We start from the raw sequence: 23,487 nt of genomic DNA on the forward strand, positions 1-23,487 counted from the left end.
TTCCTGGACTTCTTTCGGCAGGGACTGGCTGCATTCCTATTTTGACATTTGCAAGGAATTGTCCATGAAAAAAAGTGCATTGAATATGTTGGCGAAGCCTCTCGCTGCAACGACTACGACGATTGCAGTGGTTTGTATCGCTTGCCTGTCGGCCGTAGCGGGCCCGGAAGGCGGTCCATCCAAGCCCGGAGCCGCTGGTCCCGCGACGGTTGAGAACCGAGTGACCGAGGCCGATCTAACGACCATCTCGCTGACGCCCAAAGCCGCCGAACGGTTGGCGATCAAGACGATAGCGTCTCGTGAAGGCAGTCTCGCTAGGCAGCGATTCTACGGCGGCGAAACGATGGTTCCACCAGGTCGGGCCATTCAACTTGCGTCCCCATTTGCTGGCACCATTGCGTCCATTGAAGGAAATCAGATACCAACAGCGGGATCGATGTTGAAAAAGGGCGATGTGATACTCCGCCTGCACCCATCCGTCATGGCCGACCGCGAAATCTTGACGCCATCGGAACGCATTGCATTGGCCCGTGCGGCCGCCGATTTCGAGACGGCGCAGGCACAAGCCGAGGGCGACGTGAACGCGGCAATTGTGCAATTGGAGGCAGCCAAACTGCGGCTGGAGCGTGCTCAGCGATTGCGTGAACAGAATGCCACAAGCGTGAAACTACTGGATGAGGCCAAGTCGGAACACGAACTCGCCCGAACGAGGCTTGACGCGGCCAAGTCCAGAGCCTCGGCTTGGAGAACAGCATCGCAAGGCATACTTGCGGATCCGCAACTCGCGCTCGAACTCGTCGCACCATTCGACGGCGTCTTGATGGACTTGGCTGTCGCCCCAGGCGAAATCATCGCGGCGAATGCTCAGGTCGCCCGCATCGTCAGTGCAAGCCCGCTATGGATTCGCGTACGCGCGTATGTGGGCGAATTAGACGAACTTGACTTGCAAGGCGTGGTGCGGCTTGGCGCGCTTAGCGGCTGGCCTGAACCTGAAATGCAAGTCGTCGATCACATCGCCGGTCCGCCAACGGCCGATCCGGTTTCCTCCAGCGTCGATTTGTATTTCCAGGTGAAAAACGAAAAGGGAACCATTCGACCCGGTCAGCGAGTCGGCGTCTGGATACCGCTTCGCGAATCCACCAGCGGCGTGATCGTCCCCTGGTCTGCCATCCTGTACGACTATCACGGCGGGGCTTGGGTGTATGAGGCGTTACAACCGCGCCAGTTTACTCGGCGCCGGATTCAATTGGAGTCGATTGAAGGCGGCAATGCGCTTCTTTCGCGCGGGCTGCGATCCGGTGCAAGCGTCGTCACGGATGGGGCGGCGGAATTGTTCGGCGTGGAATTCGGTGCGGGGAAATAGGAACGAACCAGTCGGTTTCAATATTGCCACATGCTCACCTGGCTTGTCTCAACATCACTGCGCTTTCGCGTGCCCGTTATCGTGCTGGCGCTTTGCCTAATGGTCGTCGGAGTCCAGACCGCGCGTGTGACACCGATGGACGTCTTCCCGGAGTTTGCTCCACCGCTGGTCGAAATCCAGACCGAGGCGCCGGGGCTTTCGACCGACGAAGTCGAGAGTTTGATAACGGTCCCGCTTGAGAATGCGCTCAATGGCACCGCCTGGCTGCGGACAATCCGGTCCAAGTCCGTTCAGGGTCTGTCGTCGATTGTCCTTTTGTTCGAGGAAGGAACCGACTTACTCAAGGCTCGACAGATCGTCCAGGAACGTCTCGCGGTCGAAGCGGCGCGATTGCCCACACTCGCCCGGCCGCCTGTCCTGCTGTCCCCGCTGTCGTCGCTCAGCCGCATCCTTAAGATCGGCATGTCGTCTCCCACGCTGTCGCAGATGGACCTGACGCTGCTGGCCAAGTGGACCCTACGGCCCAAACTCATGGCCATTCCCGGTGTCGCGAATGTCGCCATATGGGGCCAGCGGGATCGACAGTTCCAGGTCCTGGTCGATCCAGCCATTCTTCGCGCGCACGGCGTAACGCTCGATGAAGTCATCAAAGCCGCCGGTGACGCGACTGTGGTCAGTGCCGGCGGGTTTGTCGACATGCCGAATCAGCGACTGGCCGTACGACATGCATCATGGATCCTCGAACCCGCCGACCTGGCCCGATCCATCGTCGCCTTTCGCAACAATGTGCCGATTCGACTGGGTGACGTGGCCCAGGTCGCCGAAGGGCATCCGCCGCCGATTGGCGATGCCGTCATTAACGACGGCCCCGGATTGTTGCTCATTGTTGAGAAACAACCGTGGGGCAATACGTTGTCGGTGACGAAGCAGGTCGAGGCGGCCATCAAGGCGCTGAAACCCGGATTAAAGGATGTCAGCCTGGACTCGACGATCTTTCGGCCTGCAACGTTCATCGAGAGATCAATCGACAATCTCTCGCACGCGATGCTTGTAGGCTGCATTCTTGTCGCCATTGTGCTGATTGCGTTCCTGTTTGACTGGCGGACTGCCGCCATCAGCTTGACGGCCATTCCACTCTCCGTGCTCGGCGCAGCCGTCGTTCTGTATTTGAAGGGAGGGACGCTGAACGTGATGGTGCTGGCTGGACTGGTCATCGCCGTCGGAGAGGTCGTGGACGACGCAATCATCGATGTCGAGAACATTGCCCGTCGCCTGCGTTTGAATCGCGAGTCGGCCGCCCCGCTATCCGCATTTCAGGTCGTATTGAATGCATCCCTTGAAGTACGAAGTGCGGTCGTCTATGCCAGTATGATCGTCATACTTGTCTTCGTGCCGGTGTTTTTTCTGCCAGGCCTGGCCGGTACCTTCTTCAGGCCATTGGCAGTTTCGTACATCTTCGCCATTCTGGCATCACTCGGTGTTGCACTCACCGTTACGCCCGCGATGTGCCTCATTCTCTTGCCGCACGGGCGAACACACCGTCAAGACGCTCCGCTGGTGCGATTTCTGAAGCAAGCTTACCGACGCATTCTTCCGGGCATTGTGCTCCGCCCGCGCCGGGCCGTGGCGGCTTTACTGTTGATGTTCGCTATCGCCGGGTGCGCCCTGCCGTTTCTGAAAGAGGAGTTTCTCCCATCCTTCAAAGAGACCGACTTTCTCATGCACTGGGTGGAGAAGCCGGGAACATCCCTGGATGCCATGCGACGTATCACCATTCTGGCCAGCAAGGAACTTCGATCCATTCCCGGCGTTCGTAATTTCGGTGCGCACATCGGTCGTGCCGAAGTGGCGGACGAAGTGGTTGGCCCTAATTTCACCGAGTTGTGGATCAGCATTGATCCCGACGTGGACTACGACGCCACTGTTGCTCGCATTCAAGCAGTCGTCGACGGCTACCCCGGCCTCTATCGCGACGTGCTGACATATCTCAAGGAGCGCATCAAGGAAGTTCTCACTGGTGCGAGCGCCAGTATTGTCGTACGCGTCTTCGGTCCGGACCTCGACACGCTGCGTGCCAAGGCACAGGAAATCGGCGCCGCGATCAAGGATGTTGACGGCATCGCTGACTTGAAAGTGGAGCCGCAGGTGCTTGTGCCGCAAATTCAAATCGCCTTGCGGCCGGAAGCGGCGGCACAGTTTGGGCTCACGGCGGGGTCCATTCGGCGAGTCGCTATGACAGTCGTCAAGGGAATGAAGGTGGGAGAAGTGTATGATCGACAGATGGTTTTCGATGTGTCGGTATGGGGCGAATCCAGCGCTCGTTCGGATATTGGCGCGATCCGCGAGTTATTGATTGATACACCCGGCGGTGGGCATGTACCCTTGAAGGATGTCGCCGACGTTTCCATCGTCGCTACCCCAAATGAAATCAAGCGCGAAGGGGCATCGCGACGTATTGACGTGACCTGCAATGTCCGCGGCCGAGATCTTGGCAGCGTTGCCAATGAAATCGAGGATCGTGTTCGCAAACTCAGCTTTGAGCGCGGATACCATCCTGAATTCCTCGGCGAGTACGCCGCGCGCGTCGAATCCCGAAACAAACTGTTGCTGCTTTCCGCATTCGCCTTGGTGGGAATATTCTTGCTCCTGCACATGGATTTTCAATCCGCCCGTCTTGCAGGCCTCGTCTTTGCCACACTCCCATTCGCGCTGATTGGTGGCGTCATTGGCGCGGTGCTCAGCGGAGGCGTACTTTCACTTGGGTCGCTCGTCGGGTTCGTGACTGTGCTGGGAATCGCCGCGCGGAATGGGATCATGCTGGTGAGCCACTATCGACACTTGCAGGAAGAGGGTATGCAGGCTGGGCTGAAGTTGATCATGCAGGGTGCCGAGGAACGCCTTGCACCGATCCTGATGACCGCCCTCTGCGCCGGACTGGGTCTGCTCCCGCTGGTGATGGCCGGTGCGCGCCCCGGACATGAGATCGAACACCCCATGGCCATCGTCATTCTCGGCGGACTGATCACTTCAACCATCTTGAATCTGATTCTTCTGCCTGCGCTTTATTGGCTGACGTTTCGAGACAGCTCAGCGAGGTCGCTGAGCAAGCCCCAAAGTCCGCCGTGATACAGATCAACGTCCGTGGAACCAGCGTTCCACTTTCACCGTGAAAGAGCGCACTAGGCCGCGAACTGCAACCAGAAAAGCGCCCGTATCGATCGAATAATGAAGTTGTTCTCATGGCAAGGACTATGTCGATGGCGGGCATAGCGAGCCCCCGCTAGTTGACGGGTCGTAGCGAAATCGTGCGACCCGTGGGTTAACGGTGAACGCCGAGGATGAGACGCCTCGGCGTTTGGCGTTTTAGCGCCCGGATTCGCAAGCGTTTAGCGATACGGCCCGTCGCGGTCGAGTTCTCCGAGACGCCGCCGCGAACCACCCCTGAGGCCTCCCCGCCCGCGCCGGCGCTTGCGTTCCGCCGAAAGTCTCAAAGTCTCTCGCTCCGACCGACCCGCGGGTTATGAGGGCCTTTCGCGTTCCCCCGACCCTCCGGGTTATGAGCACGACAGGGCGTGTTTACCCGAAGTAGAGTTCCGGCAATAAGTTACTGACAGACAAGAAAGTTACCGCGATTTGGCTCAGCTCTACATGTTCGCCAAATGGCACGATTTTCACGCGCCAACGCCACAATTACGCCACAATTATGGCGTGTGGTCAAGGCCCGGTTGGTAGTCCTCGATTCGATCGCCGTCACCGGCGGTTGTTTGTGCGCCAGCGCGGGTCCAAAATGTTGAGGGCACTTCACTGTTGCGTTTCTGCTGGTCTTCAATCGAGGTTCAATTGCCATGTTTCGCTGGCTCTACATCCTCCCGCATCTCCTGCTTGAAGCCGGTGCCGCTCGCCGCGACGCCCGCATCCGGTTTTTGAAAGCCCAGGTCGAGATCCTCCGCCGCAAGCTCGGCGGCAATCGGGTCATTCCCAGTCCCGACGACCGCGCCCGGCTGTTGGCCCTCGGCGCTGAATTGAACCACAACGTGTGACCTTCCCCCCAGAAACGGATCCAGGTCTTGAGTTAGGATCGGGGTCTGGATCATGGAGGAAAGGTGATGAGCAGGAAGCGGTTCAAGCCGGAGGAGATCGTCAACAAGCTTCGAGAGGCGGATGTGCTGATCGCGCAGGGGCGGACGGTGGCCCAGGCGTGCAAGCAGATCGGCGTGACGGAGCAGACGTACTATCGTTGGCGGAAGGAATACGGCGGACTCAAGACCGATCAGGCCAGGCGGCTGAAGGAGTTGGAGCGTGAGAACGCCCGGCTCAAGCGGTTGGTGGCCGATGCGGAATTAGACAAGGCGATTCTTCGGGAGGCCGCCCGCCCAAACTTCTGAGCCCGCAACGGAGGCGACGAGCGGTCCAGGAAGCCGTGGACCAGCTGGGCGTATCCGAGAGGCGGGCCTGCAAGGCGCTGGGGCAGTCTCGGGCGACGCAGCGTTTTCTTCCATCGGTTCGTGAGGATGAGGACCGGCTGACGCAGCGGATCATCGAACTGGCGGCAGTGTACGGACGCTACGGGACGCCGCGGATCACGGGATTGATTCGCAACGAAGGGATGCTGGTGAATCACAAGCGGGTCGAGCGAATCTGGAAGGCCGAGGGGTTGAAGGTGCCGAAGAAGCAGCCGCGACGCGGTCGATTGTGGCTCAACGACGGCTCGTGCATTCGGCTTCGGCCGGAGCACAAGGATCATGTCTGGGCGTATGACTTTGTGCAGGCGAATACCCACGACGGCCGGCCGTTCCGGATGCTGACGCTGGTGGATGAGTACACTCGGGAGTGTTTGGCGATCGACGTGGCCAGGAATCTGAGATCGGATGATGTGCTGGAGCGGCTGTCGTGGTTGTTTGCGACGCGCGGCGTGCCGGAGCATCTGCGGAGTGATAACGGCCCGGAGTTCACGGCGAAGGTGGTGCGGCAGTGGCTGGCCCGGGTCGGCGTGAAGACGCTGTTCATCGAGCCGGGCAGCCCGTGGGAGAACGGCTACGTGGAGAGTTTTAACGGGAAGCTGGGCGATGAGCTGCTGAGCGGCGAGATCTTCTACACGCTCAACGAGGCGAAGGTGCTGATCGAGCGGTGGCGGATTCATTACAACACGGTGCGGCCGCACAGCGCGTTGGGGTATCGGCCACCGGCGCCGGAGGCGTGGTCGATCAGGCCGGATGCGAGGGAGGGTGAACCGGTCGCGCCGCCGTGGGCAGGCTGCGCTCCGCTCGGTTCCCTCGCTCCGCTCCGCCCGCCCACGGCGTGTGCTTCGAACGGTGTTGGACTAACATAACAGGTGGACTAAAGGCAGGGGGAAGGTCACCATCATCATCGATGACCTGGACCACCTGTACCGCGACCAGGCAAGTGTGCGCCTGCTCAAGAGCCTGTGCAATACAGATCGGGTCAAGCGGCTATGCTGGCCGAGCAGGCATCCTGACATCGTCAGCGGCGAAGTGCCGGCATCTTTCACGACCACCTCACCGGTCTGCCTTATCGCCAATGAGTGGAAGACGGCGAACGCAAACGTCCAGGCCATCGAGGATCGTGCGATCATTGTTCACTTCACGCCCAGCGCCGGCGAGATACATATGAGGGTTCGCGCGTGGTTTGATGACCAGGAGGTCTATGATTTTATCGAAGAGCACCTTCCCTACATCACGCGCCATAGCATGAGGCACTATCTGAGGGGCACACAACTTCGGCAGGCCAGCCCCGACAGATGGAAGGAACAGCTTCTGAAAATCATGGGTCTGGATGAGAAGGTGAAGGCAATTCAACACCTCATTACCGCGCCAGAATATGCGAACGATGCCGAACGCGTCGTGGCATTTGAGGCCGGCGGATTCGGCAGTCGAGCCACTTTTTATCGGTGGAAGAAGAGATTCGGGGTAACGTGATTGGATGCGATCGTTGTAGGGCGTTCGGCGAGTCTGTTTCCGTTGAGACTCTGCGACTCGGGGCCCGATCCACTGCTCAAGCCGTGCCTCAGGCCGAGAGTCAAGGCAAAGCAGTCCTATCCGCCGATCAAAGTGATCACCGGGAGATTTCTTGGTCGGCACCCGCAGAGCCACAGGTAGGCCGATGCCGCCCGCGGCGTTTCCCAGGAAACCTTCTGGACCATCAATCTTGAGATGGGCTCGCGGTCGGGGCTGGTGCCTTAACTCCGTCGTGAAAGAATCATTCGTGGAAGGAATATGAATGGCCCAGAAATCACAGATTGAATGGACGCAGGCCACCTGGAACTGCATCCGTGGCTGCTCGATGTGTTCACCGGGCTGCCTCTTCTGCTACGCAATGATGATCGCGGCGCGGTTCAGCGGCTTGGGTCGCCCTTTTCATGGCTTTGCTGTCATGACGAGGAAGGGGCCAAAATGGACGGGTAAGGTGGCCCTGATCGAGCATCTCCTGAATGAGCCGCTGCGCTGGAAAAAGCCTCGCGTCATTTTCGTCAACTCGATGAGCGACCTCTTCCATGAGGATTTGTCCGCTGCCGACATCCTTCGCGTGTTCGAAGTAATGAACCGGGCGGATTGGCATGTTTATCAGATTCTCACGAAACGCTCGGAACGCCTGCGTGAGATGAGCCCGAGCTTACCTTGGGGGAAGCACATCTGGATGGGCGTAAGCGTTGAAAATGCCGACTATGCGCACCGCATCGACAACCTCCGGTGCTCAGGCGCCCACGTCAAGTTCCTCTCCATCGAGCCGCTGCTGGGCCCCATGCCCAACCTGAATCTTGCCGGAATCGACTGGGTCATTTGCGGCGGCGAGTCGGGACCAAAAGCGCGGCCGATGAATCCGGATTGGGCACGAAGCGTGCGTGACCAATGCCAAAGGGCGGGCGTGGCGTTCTTCTTCAAGCAATGGGGCGGCGTCAACAAGAAGAAATCCGGACGCCTGTTGGATGGGCGGACATGGGACGAGATGCCGACAGGAATCCAGCTTTCAAATCTTCATGCGGACGTTGAAGACGCAAAACCGGCCGGAAGTCTCCTCTCACTTCCTGTTCTCGAGTAATCGCAAACCAGTCGACCACGCAAGCGTCACATCGTCAATGCCGAGAATGCACGGGCGGCAACTTCGGCTGCGTTTCCGCGAAAACATTCCCACCCCTAAATCTTATGAGGAGACCTGATTGGGGACCGCGTGTGATGGCGAGTTCCAGTCATGCCCTCGATCGATGGAGACGTCGTGGCGACAGAAACTGAAACCAAGAATCAAAGCGGTGAGCTGTTTGTGAGCATGAAGTCACTGGCCGCTCAGTGGAACTGCTCCAAGACCACGGTCTCGCGCCTCCTCGATAAGGCCGGCGTCCCGGCGTTCTATTTCGGCCGCGGTCGCAATGGCTTGAAGCGCTACAAGAAGGAGGACATCGATCGCTTTCTGCAGAACCTCGAATCGGCTTAGCTCCTGATCCTGCCCGACTGCCTACCCCGCAGCTCCTAGGTGCAGGTGACCCGAGGCCCTCTCAGTTACATGGGAGGGCCTCACTTTTTCTCCCGCCAAATACCTGGGGTGACCAAAATGAGGCCCACGTGGCGCTAGCGCCAAGGCGGTTTTCGGCGAAGTGGGCGCTTATCGGAGCGAAAGGGCGGAGCATAGTCATGTATACAGGCGCCCGTTCCCAACAACCTGCCCGATCAGCTGTTAGCTAGGTGTGGTCAGAGCCAACGCCGGCGGTCGCAGCCCGATTTCGATGGCGAAGCGGCGGTCCCAGGTCGTCGGGGTCTAACACCGGAGGTAAACGCAGAATCACGGCTGTTGACAAGCATCCCAGTATTCGGCTACTTTGCAGTACTGTTGCAAACTGGTCGGTATCATGTTCTACGCCCGTGCCCTCAGTGACGCCTGTTCTGCTGCCTCCGGGCAGTTCCCTGTTCTCTTGCTCACCGGCCCGCGACAGGTCGGCAAGACAACCCTTCTCCAGCGACTGGCCAAGAAGGACCGTCGCTATGTCACGCTCGATGATCCTGCCGTCCGTGCGCTCGCCCAGAGCGACCCGGCTCTGTTCCTGGAACGATTCGAGCCGCCCGTGCTCATCGACGAAATTCAGTACGCCCCGCAACTTCTTCCTCTTATCAAGATGGCCGTCGACCGCCGCGGACGGAAGAAGGCCTCCTTCTGGCTCACCGGCTCGCAGCAGTTTCATTTGATGAAGGGTATCTCCGAAACGCTCGCCGGCCGCGTGGCGATTCTGAATCTGCTGGGATTCTCGAACCGCGAGCGTCGTCGACAGGAGCTGGACGTCCCCCCGTTCGTGCCAACAACTTCCGTTCTAAAGGAACGCGAGAAAACCGCGTCGCCATTGACGCTCAAGCGACTTTATGCCGACATCTGGCTAGGCTCCTATCCAGCGCTCGCGACCCGGGCAGTGCGCGACCGTGACTTGTTCTACAACTCGTACCTTCAGACCTACCTGCAGCGCGACGTGAGGGATCTTGCCCAGGTGGGCAACGAAGGCGCCTTCATTCGGTTTCTGAAGGCCTGCGCGGCGAGAACCGGTCAATTGCTCAATCTCTCCGACTTGGCCCGGGACGCCGACATCGCCGTGAACACGGCCAAGAACTGGCTGTCGATATTGCAGGCGAGTTTCCAGATCGCGCTGCTGCAGCCCTATCACACCAACCTGACCAAGCGGTTGGTCAAGATGCCCAAGCTGTATTTCCTCGACACCGGCATGTGCGCCTATCTCGCTGAATGGTCCACCGCGGAGACGCTCGAAGCCGGCGCGATGAGCGGTGCGATTCTTGAGACCCACGTGTTCGCCGAGGTGCTCAAGAGTTGGTGGAATCGCGGCAAGCAGCCGCAGCTCTACTACTATCGCGACAAGGATGGCAAAGAGATCGACCTGCTGCTCGTGCAAGATCGGGCGATGTATCCGATCGAGATCAAGAAATCGGCCAGCCCGAAGTCCGATTGGGTGCGACACTTCAGTGTGCTGGACCGGCTCCATCCCGCGTGGACACAGGGCGGAGTCATCTGCCTCTGCCGAGAACTCCTCCCTCTCGACCAGAAGGCGACAGCAATTCCTGTGGGGTTGGTTTAAGCTAGCGCCAGGGGTGTTTTCGCTGACCGCCCCGATACAACCTGCGACATTCGATGATCACGGCATGATTCAACGACAGCTTGACGCGGGTGTGCAAGCGACTATACTTGCATTATGACGCAAACACGCAAAAAGCGACCGGCAACCCCTAAGCAGGCTGCTCAATTCTGTGGACGCATCGATGAGCTTCTGAACCCTGAACTTTTCAAGGCGTTTTCCGATCCAACTCGCGTATCCCTGATTGCGTGCATTGCCAAGTGCGGACGCGATTGTTCCGTCGGCGAAGTCGCAGAGTGCTGTTCTGTTGATTTTTCCGTCGTGTCCAGACACTTGGCGTTGCTGGCTCGGTCAGGCGTTTTGGCCGCAAGCAAACAGGGCAGGACTGTGTTCTACGGCGTCCGCTACGCAGAACTCGCCCGGTCCCTCCGCTCACTCGCAGATGCCTTTGATGAATGTTGTCCGATCAGGGACAGAGTGCGAAATCAGAAATGCTGCTAGGAGTTCGCCTGCAGGCGAATGGGCGCAATACCTCAGGAGATTGACCATGGAAAGCAAATGGTGTGACGACACATGTAGCCCACCCGCAAGCGATGGCGACACGTTGCGGGACAGGGTCCGCGAAGGATACGCCAAAATTGCCCAAGGCGGTTCCGTGAGCTCGGGAGGTGGATGCTGCGGCCCAGGTGCATGCAGCCCCGAGGCGCTTACGCGCGAAATCGGCTACACCAGCGAAGAACTCGCAACAACGCCCGATGGCGCGAACATGGGACTGTCGTGCGGCAACCCAACGGCGCTGGCATCGCTTCGAGCCGGTGAGGTTGTCCTAGACTTGGGTGCCGGAGGCGGATTCGACTGCTTCATCGCCGGCCCGAAAGTTGGCCCTACCGGCCAGGTAATCGGAGTGGACATGACGCCTGAAATGCTCGCGAAGGCTCGGCGCAACGTTGCGTCCTACCGTGATCGCACGGGCCTGAGCAACGTGGAATTTCGCTTGGGCGAAATCGAGAATCTTCCCGTCGCTGATCGCAGCATCGATGTCGTCGTTTCCAATTGCGTCCTCAATCTCTCGCCGGACAAGCCTCGCGTATGGAAGGAGATCGCCCGCGTGCTGAAGCCCGGAGGTCGCGTGGCCGTTTCCGATCTTGCGCTGCTTCGCCCGCTCCCGGAATCTGTCCGTCAAAGCATGGAAGCCCTCATCGGATGCATTGCGGGAGCGGTCCTCGTCGAGGAGACCAGAGGGATGGCCACCGCCGCAGGACTCACCGATATCACCCTGACCGCAAAGAGCAGCTACATCGACAAGATGACTGATTGGCAGGATCCCCTGTACCGAGAGATCATTTCAAGACTTCCATCCGGATCGAAACCCGGCGAATTCATCACGAGCCTTGATATCTCGGCTCGAAAGGCACCTTGAATACAGGAGGGAGAGATGCGCGTCGTGCTCGGGATCGCCTGTTTTGCGGCGCTCTTCTGTGCAACAGTTTTCGCACAGTCGCCGAAAGGCTCCGACAAAATGTTTGAGAAAGTTCACGCCTATCTGGTTGAGAGAGAAAGGGAGTTCAGCCTGATCCCGCCGGAACGGAGAGTCTTGCTGAAATCAATCGCCGATTACGCCATCGAGCGACAGCGAGGCAAGCAGCCCGTCCGCTTGCTGTTCGTCTGCACGCACAACTCACGCCGAAGCCAACTCGGGCAAGTCTGGTCGGCGACCGCAGCCGCCTACTACGGGCTATCGGTGCCCTGGACGTACTCCGGCGGAACCGAATCGACGGCATTCAATCCGCGCGCTGTTGCCGCACTGGAGCGGGCCGGACTTAAGCTGGAAAAAACAACTGAAGACGAAAACCCGATCTATCACGTTCGCTTCGGCGACAAAGGGCCCGTCATTACCGCGTTCTCCAAGACGATAGGCAATGCTCCGAACCCGATAAGGGACTTCTGCGCGATCATGGTGTGCGCAACCGCTGATCGGTCGTGTCCCGTAGTGCCGGGCGCGGCTGTGCGTTTCGCCGTTCCTTACGATGACCCCAAGCAGTCTGACGGTACACCGATTGAGACGAAGACCTATGACGAGCGCTGCCGCCAGATTGCGAGAGAGATGCTGTACGTAATGTCCTTGCTCAAAACTCCGGCTCGCTAGTGCCGAGAAGCGGCAAGCAGGCCGCGTTCTCGAACCCCGACCAGAAAATCGCTCGAATCGATCCCAAAACGAGGTTTTTGATCGTCGGATTTGGCGCGATGGCGGGCCCCCGCTAATGAAAGCAGCGACGTGCCGTTGGGGCGAGCGTCGGCAATTGCAGCCCGATTGCGACGCCCGGGCCGCGGTCCCGGGTCGTCGGGGTCTAACACCGACGGTCGCATTACATCCCGACGCGTCTGCTGTTCTGGTCCCGGACGGATTCTGTGGACATGCCGATTGGGCCGATTACAGCGTCGGATCAGCCTCATTGCCTCACAACCTGGGCGTTTTCAGCATATTGGGGTCAACCAAGCGAGCGCTTGCGGTGTCGCACGACATCGTGTTTTTCCGCGTTCCATGAAAGTCGCCTTATCTTGCATGTTGACCGCGATGAAATCGGCAGCAAATTGAGGTCATGGGCTATAATGGGCCTTCGAGGGGAGCATCATGCCAAGGCGGTTCAGTGTCTCAACAGGCCTCGTTGTCGTTCTGAGTTTGCCTCTCATTCCTTTCGGGAAGGCGAGGGCGGCTGTTGTCTCAGGCATCGTGAATCGTCAAGGCAATCCTCTGATTCCTGTCTCGAACGCTCGGGTCACGCTTTTTAATCTATCCTTGAGCGTCTTTCTGGAAACTCGTACGAATGCGCAGGGTCAATACAGCATCTCCGACGCTCCAGAAGGCACTTGGCGGCTCGGAGCATCGCAACGTGGATTTGCTTATTCGGAGATCACAGCGGTCGTGCCCGCTGCGGGACTTCAGCAGGACTTTCTCCTGACCACGGAGTCCAACCAGGGACAATGGGACATCATCGGTAATACGCTGCCTGAGTTCTTCGATGCGACGGACATCGCGATTCTCCGGCCGGATGGACAGATCATGTTCTGTCACGACACGATGGACCCGGTCGTCTTTAATCCTGGAACGGGCCTGAAGTCGTTTCCTGCCGGTTCGGGCACGCCACAGGGGTGCATGAATTCAACTGTCCTACAAGACGGACGAATCATCATGGTGGGCGGGCAGACACCCGACGATCCGGGAAGCTTTACCAATGCCGTCCCGTGGGTAAAGACATATTCATCTCAATCCAATTCCTGGCAGCAGTTGCCCGACATGCAGTTGTCCGTTGGACGTTGGTATCCTGGCCTGGCTCGTCTCGCAGACAGTTCCTTGTTGATGATGGGCGGTGGCACCTGTTGCTCTGCGGTGCGGACGAATACTTGTGAACGGTTCAATCTGGTGACCCAGACGTGGAGTTTCACCGGATCGATGCTCAATCCCTGCGAATTCTCGCCGAGCGCCCTGCTCTTCAATGGGAAGGTGCTTGCGACTTGGTCACCGCCTCAACTCTACGACGTGAACTCGGGCCAATGGACCGCGACCGGGAATTTCAACCAGCCAAATCGCGGTTGGCCGGACCATTCCGATCACTCCCTCGTGGTCATGGCGGATGGAAGAGCATTGGCGATGGGAACCCGGCGTCCGAACGGCACGACTAATTCGGTCATGGGGGAAATCTATGATCCAAGCACGGGCGCCTGGAGCCTAATCTCCAATCCTGGCCTCGTCCGATTTCAAACAGAGGTAACTCAGCTTCCAGACGGGCGGGTGCTTGCTGCGGGTGGAGAGTCGCAAGTCAATCCGCCGCCGGTTTCAAATGTGCTTGGCATAGTGAAGTGGTCCGACCTATATGATCCCTCGGACAATACTTGGAGACACATGGCGGACATGAACTGGTTTCGCGAGTATCACGCAGTGACCGTTCTTGTCCCAGATGGACGTGTGGTGATGACTGGCGGCACGCGGATCAAGTTTCAGTTTGGCCCCACAAGCGCGGACATTGAAGCATTCTCGCCGCCGTATCTTTTCCGTGGTGTCCGACCACAGATCACGCAGATTTCAACAACACAACCTCGCCGTGGCCAGACCATTTCGTTCACGGTGTTTCCGAGCACGGTGCTGACGAACGTCGTATTGATGGGCTGCGAGACTCACACGCATTGGGTCAACGGAGGAATCCCCCGCCGCCTGGTTCTTGCAGTCGTCCAAACCGGCTCGACGGTCTGCGTCACATTGCCGTCGGACACAAATGTATTACCCCTCGGCCACTACATGCTTTTTGCAATGGTCGATGATATTCCGTCTGTCGCGAGGATTATTCGTGTTAACACTGATGCGGCTTCGACTCCCGGCGATTTTGATGCGAGCGGTCGCGTCGACTCGCCCGATGTTAATCCGTTCGTCAGCGTTCTCTTGGGACTCGACACGGCTTGCGAACGCATCTCAATTGCCGATGTTAACACGGATGGTAGTGCAGACGGCCGTGACGTGAGGCCTTTCGTCGCGGCATTCCTGGCTCCGTGAGTTCAAGCTCTATCTCGGTCTCATTCTAGTCTTTCTCCCAACTCTCACCGCAGCCCCTCTTACGGCTCGTGATCGTGTGGGTGCTCTTCTGATAATGGCTGTGACAAAGAGTCTGGCGCGATCTTCGATAACACCAAAGGCAGTTCGCTTTTTTCATCCAGTTTGCTCAGGACACAATGGCAAGTCGTGGCGTCGGTCAAATGCACGAGCTTCCAATCTCCAACGGCAACCGCGTGACCACGGTGCTGGCCGATGACGCAACCATAGTCTTTGTGCGTGCCAAAATGTTCGCGTTGCACCGGACGATGAAAGATGGCCCCAAGGAATTCTCCGTTTTTCGTATAGCGTGCTGCGGCCCCCGGTTCATCGCCAAAGCGAAGGGTATACGCTTTCTCCAGCCGAAAACCGCCCGGCAGCATTTCGGGAATCTCGAAATTCAGCTGCGATGCCGTCCGCTTTGCCTCAGCGCTCGATACGTGCCGTGCCTGGTATTGATCCAAGAACTTATCAAAGGCGGCTGTTGGATCAACGGAGATCGAATCGAGCAGGGCGCCAAAATCGAGCGTTGAAGCCTTGGCCGTCGAAGCTACCTCCCCGGTCCAAAGGATCCAAACGGCACCAAGTCCCAGCGCCAGAAAAACGCTGGCGGCGATGGCGAATCGTCGTGAGGTCGCAAACGGAATCGAGCGAGCAGGTGACTTCTCGGCCGCATGATCCAACTTACGCTCGATTTCTCCCCAGAGACGCTCCGGAACGGGTACCACCGGCGGGTTGGCCAATGCGGTCGCAACGCCTCGCAACGACTCCAATTCAGCGGTGCATATTGGACATCCAGACAAGTGGGCGCTAACCGCAAGACGGACTGGCGAAGGCAACTCGCCGTCCAGGTACGCACCCAATGATTCTCTGGCCGTTTGGCAGTTCATGACGGCTTCACTCCGATTCTGACCGTGAGGAGACCCTCGACTCCTCCTGCACGGCCCGAACAGAACCATCCTTACAAGTTGGATGCTCGGCATCCGACCTTTCTTCCTGTGCGCAATAACCATTCCCAAGAATCTGCCGCAGCCGGTCGCGAGCGCGGTTCAAGCGTGATGCAACCGTGCCGCCTGCGCAATCGAGCGCTTCGGCAATGGCGTGATAATCCAACCCTTCTTGATAGCGGAGCAGCAGAATCGCCTGGTCCGCCGGGTCGAGGCGGTTCAAGGCATACTCAAGGTCAATTGATGTGATCGTTCGATCGATTTCGTGGTCGTTAGAGGCTAGTTCCTGCACCGAGTCCGAGGAAAGCCGCAATGGCTCTTTCCGCCGCAGAAACTGCAGCGCCTCGTTTACCGCAATGCGGTAGAGCCACGTCTCAATCGAAGAATCTCCCTTAAACTGGGCAATCCGTGTGAAGGCTCGCAGGTATACATCCTGCGCCAGGTCCGTGGCCGTTTCGGCGCGTCGCGTCATGCGGAGCAGGAGACGATAAATCCGATCGCAGGTCAGCGTGTACAGGATACGCTGGGCCTCCCGGTCGCCCTTGCGGCATTGGGCTATCAAATCGGCTTCCGTCACGCTAAACCCTGAAAACCTCGCTTGGAATCATGCTCGACACGGCATTCTGGGACATGGCATGACCGGGGAGTATATCCGGTCATGGACTCGCAGTCCCTTCGGTCCACCCAGCCCAGGGCAATCTGAAAAGCTGCTTGGTCGGGAAGAACTGATCACACCAACGCATCCAATTCATGAACCCGAGGCGGTCGCGCCATGCGCGAGACCTGCCTTTCGGCCGGATGTTGTCTGGAGAAACGCATGAAACGGATCAAGATCTCCCGCCTTATCATGTTGGTACCCGGCATTATCGCGGCACCGTTGCTGCTCTATGCGCATGAAGGTCACGGCGGCAAGGAAATCGGGCCGTACGACTTGGATGCTCCGCGCCAAGTCTCTCCCGAGACAGCGGCACACATCGGGCTGAAAACCGCCGAGATTGATTTCGGTCCTGTGGAGGACACCTTGCCGCTTTCAGGGGTCGTCCGTGCGGTACCGGACCGGCACTGGATCATCTCAACTGTAACGGCCGGTAAGGTGCTCGCAGTGCATGTCCAGGTGGGGAGCGTGGTGCGCCGGGGCGATCTTCTGGTCGAAATAGACTCGCCGGAGCTGGCCAGACTGATGCTCGATGTCGTTCGCGGCGAGGGGCGAGTCCAACAGCTTCGCGTCGAAGCCCAAAACGCCGACGAGACCGCCACCCTGGCCGAAGAGGAATTGCGTCGCGTCGCGTCGTCCGGCGAAGGCGTGATACCGATCAATGAGGTCTCCGAGCGGCGCGTGGTCGCGCTTCGAGCAAGAGGCGAGGCCAAGCTTAAAGCCGTTGATTTAGATGTGACCACTAAGGAAGTCGCGGTCCTCAGGCAGCAGTCCCTACGATGGTCTCGTGACAGTGTTGGTGCACAGGCGGATTCCGGAGCAACGGAGCGGTCCGACGGCCAACCGATCAATCTGCTGCGCCTTGTCGCACCGGCAGACGGCGTTGTCGTGGAGCGTTCGGCGCGGCCCGGTCAATGGGCGACTGCTGGCGGGCCTCTGCTCGCGGTTGCGGACCACTCGGTCATGCAGATCGAGGGCGAGTTGCCGGAATCGCTGATCTCCAGGGTTGTCAACCGGTCCTCCGACATGGTGCGCGTCCGGACGCCGGCGGATCCGAGCTACCTGGGGACAGGAAAGATCAAGTTCATCTCCCCCTCCCTTGATCAAGTGAAGCGAACGGCGCACGTGTTTGTTGAAACACCGAACGAAAAAGGTGTCCTTCGCGATGGCATGTTCGTGGACCTCGCCATCGTACTTCGCGAGGCAAAGACCGCAGTAGTCGTGCCGACGTCCGCCGTGGTTCAGAGCGGCCCAATGCACTTCGTCTTCTTGAAGAGCGGAGATGCTTACAAGAAACAGGACATCACACCTGGACTCTCAAACGATCAGGTCGTGGAAGTGCTTGGCGGGCTCGCGCCTGGCGACATCGTCGTTACCCAGGGTGCGTATTCCCTGACACAGTTAAGACCCAAGACCGGCGCGGCCGTTGCGGCATCGCCGCCAAAGCCAGAATTGCCCAACAAGCATGGATAGTTGCAATGGTTGAAAGCGAAATGACGCAACAATGATGACCTCATACGAAATAGAAGGCATGCACTGTGAAAGCTGCGTTGCGAAGATTACGGCGGCGCTACAACGAGTCGCCGGCGTGGTTTCGGCGAGCGTGTCACTATCGCCGCCACAAGCCCAAGTGGACGCAAACCGGCCGATTTCTTTCTCAGACCTCAATGATGCCGTTCGGACAGTCGGCACATATGCGCTGAAGGAGCCGAGCAACGAAGCTCGTTCATCGGAACGCACTGGTTCAGTTAAACGTCTTTATCCGCTTGGCTTGATTGTGGGCTATCTGGTGGGAATGGTAATTCTCATTGCGGTAGTCACGAATGACTGGTCTCTTCATCGGCTCATGAATGATTTCATGGGCGGATTTTTTCTCGTGTTCTCGTTCTTCAAACTGTTGGATTTGGACGGTTTTGCCGGTGCCTACCGTTCATACGACCTGATCACACAACGTGTGCCGGCATGGGGGTTTATCTACCCTTTTGTGGAGTTAATCCTCGGCGTCGCTTACATCGCAGAATGGAAGCCGCTCTTTGTCAACTCCGCGACACTTATATTGATGATTTCCGGAGCAGTCAGCGTATTGAAGGCGTTGCTGAAAAAGCAAGCCATCCAATGCGCCTGCCTTGGAACGGTGCTGAATCTCCCTATGACCACGGTCACCCTCATCGAAGACTTAGGCATGGCGTTCATGGCCGGGGCCATGCTGTTCACTCTGTAGTTCAGGCAGGAAGGCGAACGATTTGCTTAACGCGATCATCAAATTCTCGCTGCACAATCGCGTGCTCGTCCTCGCCGCCGCGGCGTTGTTGGCCGCATACGGCCTCTTTACTGCCACTCGGCTGCCGACGGACGTGCTCCCCGATTTGAATCGTCCGACCGTCACCGTGTTGACCGAGGCCCCCGGACTTGCACCGGAAGAAGTCGAAACGCAGGTCACGTTCCACCTTGAGACCGCCCTTAATGGCGCCGTCGGCGTCGAACGGGTTCGAAGCGTGTCGGGCTTGGGCCTGTCCGTCGTGTATGTCGAGTTCGCCTGGGGCACGGACATCCGCTACGACCGGCAAGTCGTTCAGGAGCGGTTGAATCAAGTCGCCGAAAAGCTGCCCCCGAGCGTGATTCCCTTGATGGGGCCGATCAGTTCCATCATGGGCGAGATCATGCTCGTGGGCCTGCGAAGCGACTCTCTGCCGCCGATGGAGGTGCGCTCGCTCGCCGATTGGGTCATTCGGCCGTCGCTGCTCTCGGTCGCCGGCGTGGCACAAGTCACGGTCATGGGCGGGCAGGTGAAGCAGTTTCAGGTGCTGGCCGATCCTGAAAAGCTGCGACGATACGACCTGACCTTGACGGACTTGCAGGAGGCCCTGGAGAAGGCTAACGAAAACTCCGGCGGCGGCTTTATCGTTGGCAGCAGCCAGGAATTCGTCGTACGCAATCTGGGCCGGGTCGCCAACGTCTCTGACATCGAGTCCTCGCTGGTTGCATCGCGCACGAGTGAAGGAACGACACGCCCGATCCTTGTCCGCGATGTCGCGATGGTGCGCGAAGGCGGCGCGCCGATCAAGCGCGGCGAAGGATCCATGAATGCCCGGCCCGCGGTAATCATGGCGATCCAGAAGCAGCCGGGGGCCGACACGCGCGAACTTACAACCCGCATCGACAGCGCGCTAAACCAGATTCGGCCAACTTTGCCCAAGGATATGATCATCAACGCCGACCTGTTCCGGCAATCCCACTTCATTCAGACGGCGATTGAAAATGTGATAGAGGCCCTGCGCGATGGTTCGATCCTTGTCGTGATCGTGCTCATTCTGTTTCTGATGAACGTCCGCACGACGCTCATCACGCTCACGGCGTTGCCGCTGTCCCTGCTTGTCACGGCGCTCGTATTCAAATTCTTCGGCGAGACGATCAACACCATGACGCTCGGCGGCATCGCGGTCGCCATCGGTGAACTTGTGGACGACGCCGTTGTCGATGTTGAGAACGTCTTCCGCCGTTTGCGCGAAAACCGGCATCTGCCCCATCCTCGCCCGGCGATGGATGTCGTGTTTGACGCGTCGAGTGAAGTGCGAAACTCCATCGTGTATGGCACGGCAGTTGTGCTGCTCGTCTTCCTGCCTCTCTTTGCAATGTCCGGAGTTGAAGGAAGGTTGTTTCAGCCGCTTGCGGTCGCCTACATCGTCAGCATTCTGGCCTCGCTGGTCGTCTCGCTCACCGTGACGCCAGCGATGGCGTTCTACCTGCTTCCCACCATGAAGCGAATGGCGGATGAGAAGGACGGCCTTGTGCTGCGGGCGTGCAAGCGGTTTGCCCGCATGTTGTACGACCTCACGATGCCGAGGCCGTGGACTGTGATCGGCGTTGCTCTGGGCTTTGTCGCGCTGGGGGCGATTCTTGTTTCACGGCTTGGCAGCGAGTTCCTGCCCGCGTTCAACGAAGGAACGGCGACGATAAACATCGTGGCCGATCCCGGCATATCGTTGGCCGAATCAGATCGACTTGGGAGCAAGGCCGAGGAATTGATCCTCTCCGTACCTGAAGTGAAGTCCACTGGCCGGCGGACCGGCCGAGCCGAGCAGGACGAGCATGCCGAGGGTGTCCACTACTCAGAATTGGACGTAGATTTCTGGACGCGCGACGAGGCCCGCGAGCCGGATAAACACATCACGGTCGATGGCCGAAAGCCGCCTGCAACGGTACGGCCCAAACAGATCGTGCTTGCCGAGATTCGACAGAAACTTGAAACCGTTCCCGGTGTGGCGGTCGGACTCGGGCAACCGATCAGTCACCGGATCGACCATCTCTTATCCGGCGTCCGGGCACAAATTGCAGTCAAGATCACCGGGCAGGATCTCAACACGTTGCGCACGCTGGCAGACCAGGTTCAGGGGGCCATGACTGGAATCCCCGGCGTCGTCGATCTTCAAATCGAAAAACAGGTGCTGATTCCTCAGGTGCGAATTCGTGTGAACCGGGAGGCGGCTGCACGGGTCGGCTTCAAGCCGGCGGAATTGGTGCGCACGCTCGAAACCGCGATGAAGGGAAAGATCGTCTCGCAAGTCCTCGACGGATTGAAATCGTATGACTTGGTTCTAATGCTCGAAGAGTCGGTGCGTAACGATGTGCGGCGGCTCAACGACGTCAGGCTGATCTCGCCGACGGGCGCCGTTGTGTTGCTCTCAGACGTTGCTGGAATCACTGAGACACCGGGGCCGAATCAGATCAGCCGCGAGAACGTCCAGCGCAGAATCGTCGTCTCGTCCAACGTTCAGGGCCGTGATCTGGGCCGCACGGTTGCGGAAATTGAGAAGTCACTGGCGATGGACCTGCCGCCGGAAAAGATACCGGCCGGTTACACCCTCAGCATCGGCGGCCAATTCGAGGCGCAGCAAGCCGCCACACGTCTGCTTCTGCTGCTTGGTACGTTGTCACTCGTAGCGATGTTCGCCGTTCTGTATTCGCATTTCCGATCAGTGGAAATGGTTGTGCAGGTCATGCTGAACATTCCGTTCGCGTTCATCGGCAGCGCCTTCGCGCTGTGGTTGGCGAGTGAAAATTTCAGCGTCGCCAGCCTGGTGGGGTTCATCAGCCTGTGCGGCATCGCCAGCCGCAACGGCATTCTGATGATCACACACTACATCCACCTCATGACGCATGAGGGGATGGAGTTCGGCCGCGAGATGGTTGTGCGCGGCAGCCAGGAGCGCGTTGCGCCCGTATTGATGACGGCGCTGACAGCGGGACTGGCACTCATACCGCTGGTTCTTGCGGCCGGTCAGCCCGGCAAGGAAATACTGTACCCCGTCGCGCTCGTTGTGCTGGGTGGTCTGGCCACGAGCACGTTCCTGGACTTTTGTATCACGCCGACGATCTTCCTGCGATTTGGCCGCAGGGCGTCGCAGCATGTCGTGGCTCAATGGCGAGCGACGCACGTACAACCTGAATTGACGCCTGGTTCCGACCACCGTCCCGTCGGAACTGCGGATCAAGTTCTTGCAAGGGACGCAGTCGTTCAAACCGCCAGTGAAACCGGCGGGGCGAGCGAGCCGCCTGATTCTCGGCTTCCTCGCTAAAACTATGAAGGAGTGTCGAAAATGTCCGGACGAGCAATGATTGTTCTGGCGACCTTGCTATTGGGACCCACGGCGCCGATGGCGCTCGCGCAGCACGAACACGGCGGCGGGCACGGAAAACCTGCCGAATTCAAGACGCCGACGACGTACAAAGCGGCTGTGGAGGAGATTCAGCACCGGCTCCACGAGATCAGCGAACTCATCGAGTCCAAGAAGCTCGATGACGTGCATAGCGAGGCGGAGGTCATCCAGAAAATCGGAAACGTCATCGGCCAACTGGCGCTCAAGGCCGATTCCGGCGTGCCTAAGAGCGCCATCAAGGAGATCAACAAGGCGGGACGCGAATTGGCCGGCAAGTTTGACGCCATTGACAAGGCGGGCGACTCCGGCGACGCGGCGGGAACGCAGAAAGTTTACGACGAAATGGCCAAGCTCGCCGCCACGCTGGAGAAGTATGTGCCCAAGGAATATGCCTGCCCGATGAAATGTGAAGGCGATAAGACCTATTCGCAGCCGGGCAATTGCCCGAAGTGCGGCATGGCATTGGTCGAGATCAAGCCGCACATAGACCATCATCCCAAACATGGCGGCGTCTTTTTCATGGCGCCGGACCAGAAGCATCACCTGGAAGGAGCGATTTCGGATAAGGGCGAGTTTCACATCCACTTCTACGACGAATACACGAAGCCCATATTGGCGGAAAAGTTCACAGCGGAGGGCAAAGTTCGAGCAAAAGGACTCGACAAGGAACTGCCCCTCAAAATGACACTCGAACCGCGCAAGTCATTTCTGAAGGGAAATGTGGACAAATCGATCAAGTTTCCCCTCTCAATAAAGATATTCATTGACTTCAAAGACGGCGAGAAGCCGCAGGTCTTTGACTTCGACTTCGACGGTCCCAGTAAGCCACCCGCCGGCCACGACGACGAAACGAACGGTAAGCACGAAGGCAAAGGACACGGGCACGCCGATGAACCGTGACACCGTTGGAAGTCCGGGGATGGATTCTACGCCCCCAAATGCCAGGGAGATGCTGGTTCAAGACATCACATAACAGTCATGGATTTACGTTACAAACACTACAATCAGGAATTAGGAGATCACATGATACGAAAACTGTTTGCCGCGACCGTCCTAAGTGCTGCAACGATCTTTCTCGTAGCGGCTTGCTCCCAAAATGATGGCAGTTGTTGCGGACACTGCGGAAACAAAGGAAACGCCAGAGCCGACCGGCCGCCATTGAGCACCACGGAAGTCGTGTACGTGTGTTCGATGCACCCGG

General features: G+C 58.5%; 17 protein-coding genes and 1 pseudogene. 16 read left to right on the forward strand and 2 right to left on the reverse strand.

What is annotated here, in order from left to right; genetic code table 11:
• Window positions 1–64 precede the first annotated feature (64 nt).
• The 12 genes and pseudogenes from HRU71_04890 to HRU71_04945 all read left to right on the forward strand — a co-directional run bounded on the left by HRU71_04890 (window position 65) and on the right by HRU71_04945 (window position 14,991).
• Window positions 65–1,363, forward strand: a complete 1,299-nt coding sequence (locus HRU71_04890) for an efflux RND transporter periplasmic adaptor subunit (GenBank protein QOJ02864.1) — start codon at window positions 65–67, stop codon at window positions 1,361–1,363.
• Window positions 1,364–1,393: 30 nt separating this feature from the next.
• Window positions 1,394–4,489: an efflux RND transporter permease subunit gene (locus HRU71_04895; protein ID QOJ02865.1), complete on the forward strand. Its 3,096-nt coding sequence runs from the start codon at window positions 1,394–1,396 to the stop codon at window positions 4,487–4,489.
• 719 nt (window positions 4,490–5,208) lie between these two features.
• Complete coding sequence (locus HRU71_04900) at window positions 5,209–5,403, forward strand: hypothetical protein (GenBank protein ID QOJ02866.1); 195 nt, start codon at window positions 5,209–5,211, stop codon at window positions 5,401–5,403.
• Between the two features lie 66 nt (window positions 5,404–5,469).
• Window positions 5,470–6,560: pseudogene (locus HRU71_04905) on the forward strand (IS3 family transposase).
• 208 nt (window positions 6,561–6,768) lie between these two features.
• On the forward strand, window positions 6,769–7,299 hold the full coding sequence (locus HRU71_04910; GenBank protein QOJ02867.1) for a hypothetical protein: 531 nt from the start codon (window positions 6,769–6,771) through the stop codon (window positions 7,297–7,299).
• Window positions 7,300–7,600: 301 nt separating this feature from the next.
• A complete protein-coding gene (locus HRU71_04915) occupies window positions 7,601–8,419 on the forward strand; it encodes a phage Gp37/Gp68 family protein (protein QOJ02868.1) in 819 nt (272 codons plus the stop codon).
• A gap of 150 nt (window positions 8,420–8,569) precedes the next feature.
• Window positions 8,570–8,809, forward strand: a complete 240-nt coding sequence (locus HRU71_04920; GenBank protein ID QOJ02869.1) for a hypothetical protein — start codon at window positions 8,570–8,572, stop codon at window positions 8,807–8,809.
• A gap of 412 nt (window positions 8,810–9,221) precedes the next feature.
• Window positions 9,222–10,448 carry an ATP-binding protein gene (locus HRU71_04925; protein QOJ02870.1) on the forward strand — a complete coding sequence of 409 codons (1,227 nt, stop codon included), beginning with the start codon at window positions 9,222–9,224 and terminating at the stop codon, window positions 10,446–10,448.
• 114 nt (window positions 10,449–10,562) lie between these two features.
• Window positions 10,563–10,946, forward strand: coding sequence for a winged helix-turn-helix transcriptional regulator (locus tag HRU71_04930; GenBank protein ID QOJ02871.1), 384 nt, complete (start codon window positions 10,563–10,565; stop codon window positions 10,944–10,946).
• A gap of 46 nt (window positions 10,947–10,992) precedes the next feature.
• A complete protein-coding gene (arsM, locus tag HRU71_04935; GenBank protein ID QOJ02872.1) occupies window positions 10,993–11,865 on the forward strand; it encodes an arsenite methyltransferase in 873 nt (290 codons plus the stop codon).
• A gap of 99 nt (window positions 11,866–11,964) precedes the next feature.
• Window positions 11,965–12,591 (forward strand): protein-tyrosine-phosphatase, encoded by a 627-nt coding sequence (locus HRU71_04940; GenBank protein ID QOJ04921.1) that lies wholly within the window; start codon window positions 11,965–11,967, stop codon window positions 12,589–12,591.
• Window positions 12,592–13,077: 486 nt separating this feature from the next.
• A complete protein-coding gene (locus HRU71_04945; GenBank protein ID QOJ02873.1) occupies window positions 13,078–14,991 on the forward strand; it encodes a DUF1929 domain-containing protein in 1,914 nt (637 codons plus the stop codon).
• Window positions 14,992–15,050: 59 nt separating this feature from the next.
• On the opposite strand, the gene HRU71_04950 is transcribed toward HRU71_04945, so the two are convergent.
• Entirely contained in the window at window positions 15,051–15,917 is an 867-nt protein-coding gene (locus HRU71_04950; GenBank protein ID QOJ02874.1) for a zf-HC2 domain-containing protein, read from the reverse strand.
• Window positions 15,918–15,924: 7 nt separating this feature from the next.
• A complete protein-coding gene (locus tag HRU71_04955) occupies window positions 15,925–16,551 on the reverse strand; it encodes a sigma-70 family RNA polymerase sigma factor (protein QOJ02875.1) in 627 nt (208 codons plus the stop codon).
• A 240-nt stretch (window positions 16,552–16,791) separates the two neighbouring features.
• On the opposite strand from HRU71_04955, the gene HRU71_04960 reads away from it, so the two are divergent.
• From HRU71_04960 to HRU71_04975, 4 genes are all read left to right on the forward strand, one after another.
• Window positions 16,792–18,102, forward strand: a complete 1,311-nt coding sequence (locus tag HRU71_04960) for an efflux RND transporter periplasmic adaptor subunit (protein QOJ02876.1) — start codon at window positions 16,792–16,794, stop codon at window positions 18,100–18,102.
• A 58-nt stretch (window positions 18,103–18,160) separates the two neighbouring features.
• Complete coding sequence (locus tag HRU71_04965; GenBank protein ID QOJ02877.1) at window positions 18,161–18,850, forward strand: heavy metal translocating P-type ATPase; 690 nt, start codon at window positions 18,161–18,163, stop codon at window positions 18,848–18,850.
• 22 nt (window positions 18,851–18,872) lie between these two features.
• Complete coding sequence (locus HRU71_04970) at window positions 18,873–22,205, forward strand: efflux RND transporter permease subunit (protein ID QOJ02878.1); 3,333 nt, start codon at window positions 18,873–18,875, stop codon at window positions 22,203–22,205.
• Window positions 22,206–22,364: 159 nt separating this feature from the next.
• A complete protein-coding gene (locus HRU71_04975; protein ID QOJ02879.1) occupies window positions 22,365–23,186 on the forward strand; it encodes a hypothetical protein in 822 nt (273 codons plus the stop codon).
• The last annotated feature ends 301 nt before the right edge of the window (window positions 23,187–23,487 follow it).

This window comes from Planctomycetia bacterium (assembly GCA_015200345.1).
Lineage (GTDB): Bacteria > Planctomycetota > Phycisphaerae > UBA1845 > UTPLA1 > PLA3.

What these genes read in the sequence shown, in the direction of transcription:
- HRU71_04940 (QOJ04921.1), top strand. Translation starts at nt 11,965, where the DNA reads ATGTTTGAGAAAGTTCACGCCTATCTGGTTGAGAGAGAAAGGGAGTTC.
- HRU71_04930 (QOJ02871.1), top strand. Translation starts at nt 10,563, where the DNA reads ATGACGCAAACACGCAAAAAGCGACCGGCAACCCCTAAGCAGGCTGCT.
- arsM (QOJ02872.1), top strand. Translation starts at nt 10,993, where the DNA reads ATGGAAAGCAAATGGTGTGACGACACATGTAGCCCACCCGCAAGCGAT.
- HRU71_04920 (QOJ02869.1), top strand. Translation starts at nt 8,570, where the DNA reads ATGCCCTCGATCGATGGAGACGTCGTGGCGACAGAAACTGAAACCAAG.
- HRU71_04965 (QOJ02877.1), top strand. Translation starts at nt 18,161, where the DNA reads ATGCACTGTGAAAGCTGCGTTGCGAAGATTACGGCGGCGCTACAACGA.
- HRU71_04915 (QOJ02868.1), top strand. Translation starts at nt 7,601, where the DNA reads ATGGCCCAGAAATCACAGATTGAATGGACGCAGGCCACCTGGAACTGC.
- HRU71_04890 (QOJ02864.1), top strand. Translation starts at nt 65, where the DNA reads ATGAAAAAAAGTGCATTGAATATGTTGGCGAAGCCTCTCGCTGCAACG.
- HRU71_04945 (QOJ02873.1), top strand. Translation starts at nt 13,078, where the DNA reads ATGCCAAGGCGGTTCAGTGTCTCAACAGGCCTCGTTGTCGTTCTGAGT.
- HRU71_04895 (QOJ02865.1), top strand. Translation starts at nt 1,394, where the DNA reads ATGCTCACCTGGCTTGTCTCAACATCACTGCGCTTTCGCGTGCCCGTT.
- HRU71_04925 (QOJ02870.1), top strand. Translation starts at nt 9,222, where the DNA reads ATGTTCTACGCCCGTGCCCTCAGTGACGCCTGTTCTGCTGCCTCCGGG.
- HRU71_04900 (QOJ02866.1), top strand. Translation starts at nt 5,209, where the DNA reads ATGTTTCGCTGGCTCTACATCCTCCCGCATCTCCTGCTTGAAGCCGGT.
- HRU71_04950 (QOJ02874.1), bottom strand. Translation starts at nt 15,917, where the DNA reads ATGAACTGCCAAACGGCCAGAGAATCATTGGGTGCGTACCTGGACGGC.
- HRU71_04960 (QOJ02876.1), top strand. Translation starts at nt 16,792, where the DNA reads ATGAAACGGATCAAGATCTCCCGCCTTATCATGTTGGTACCCGGCATT.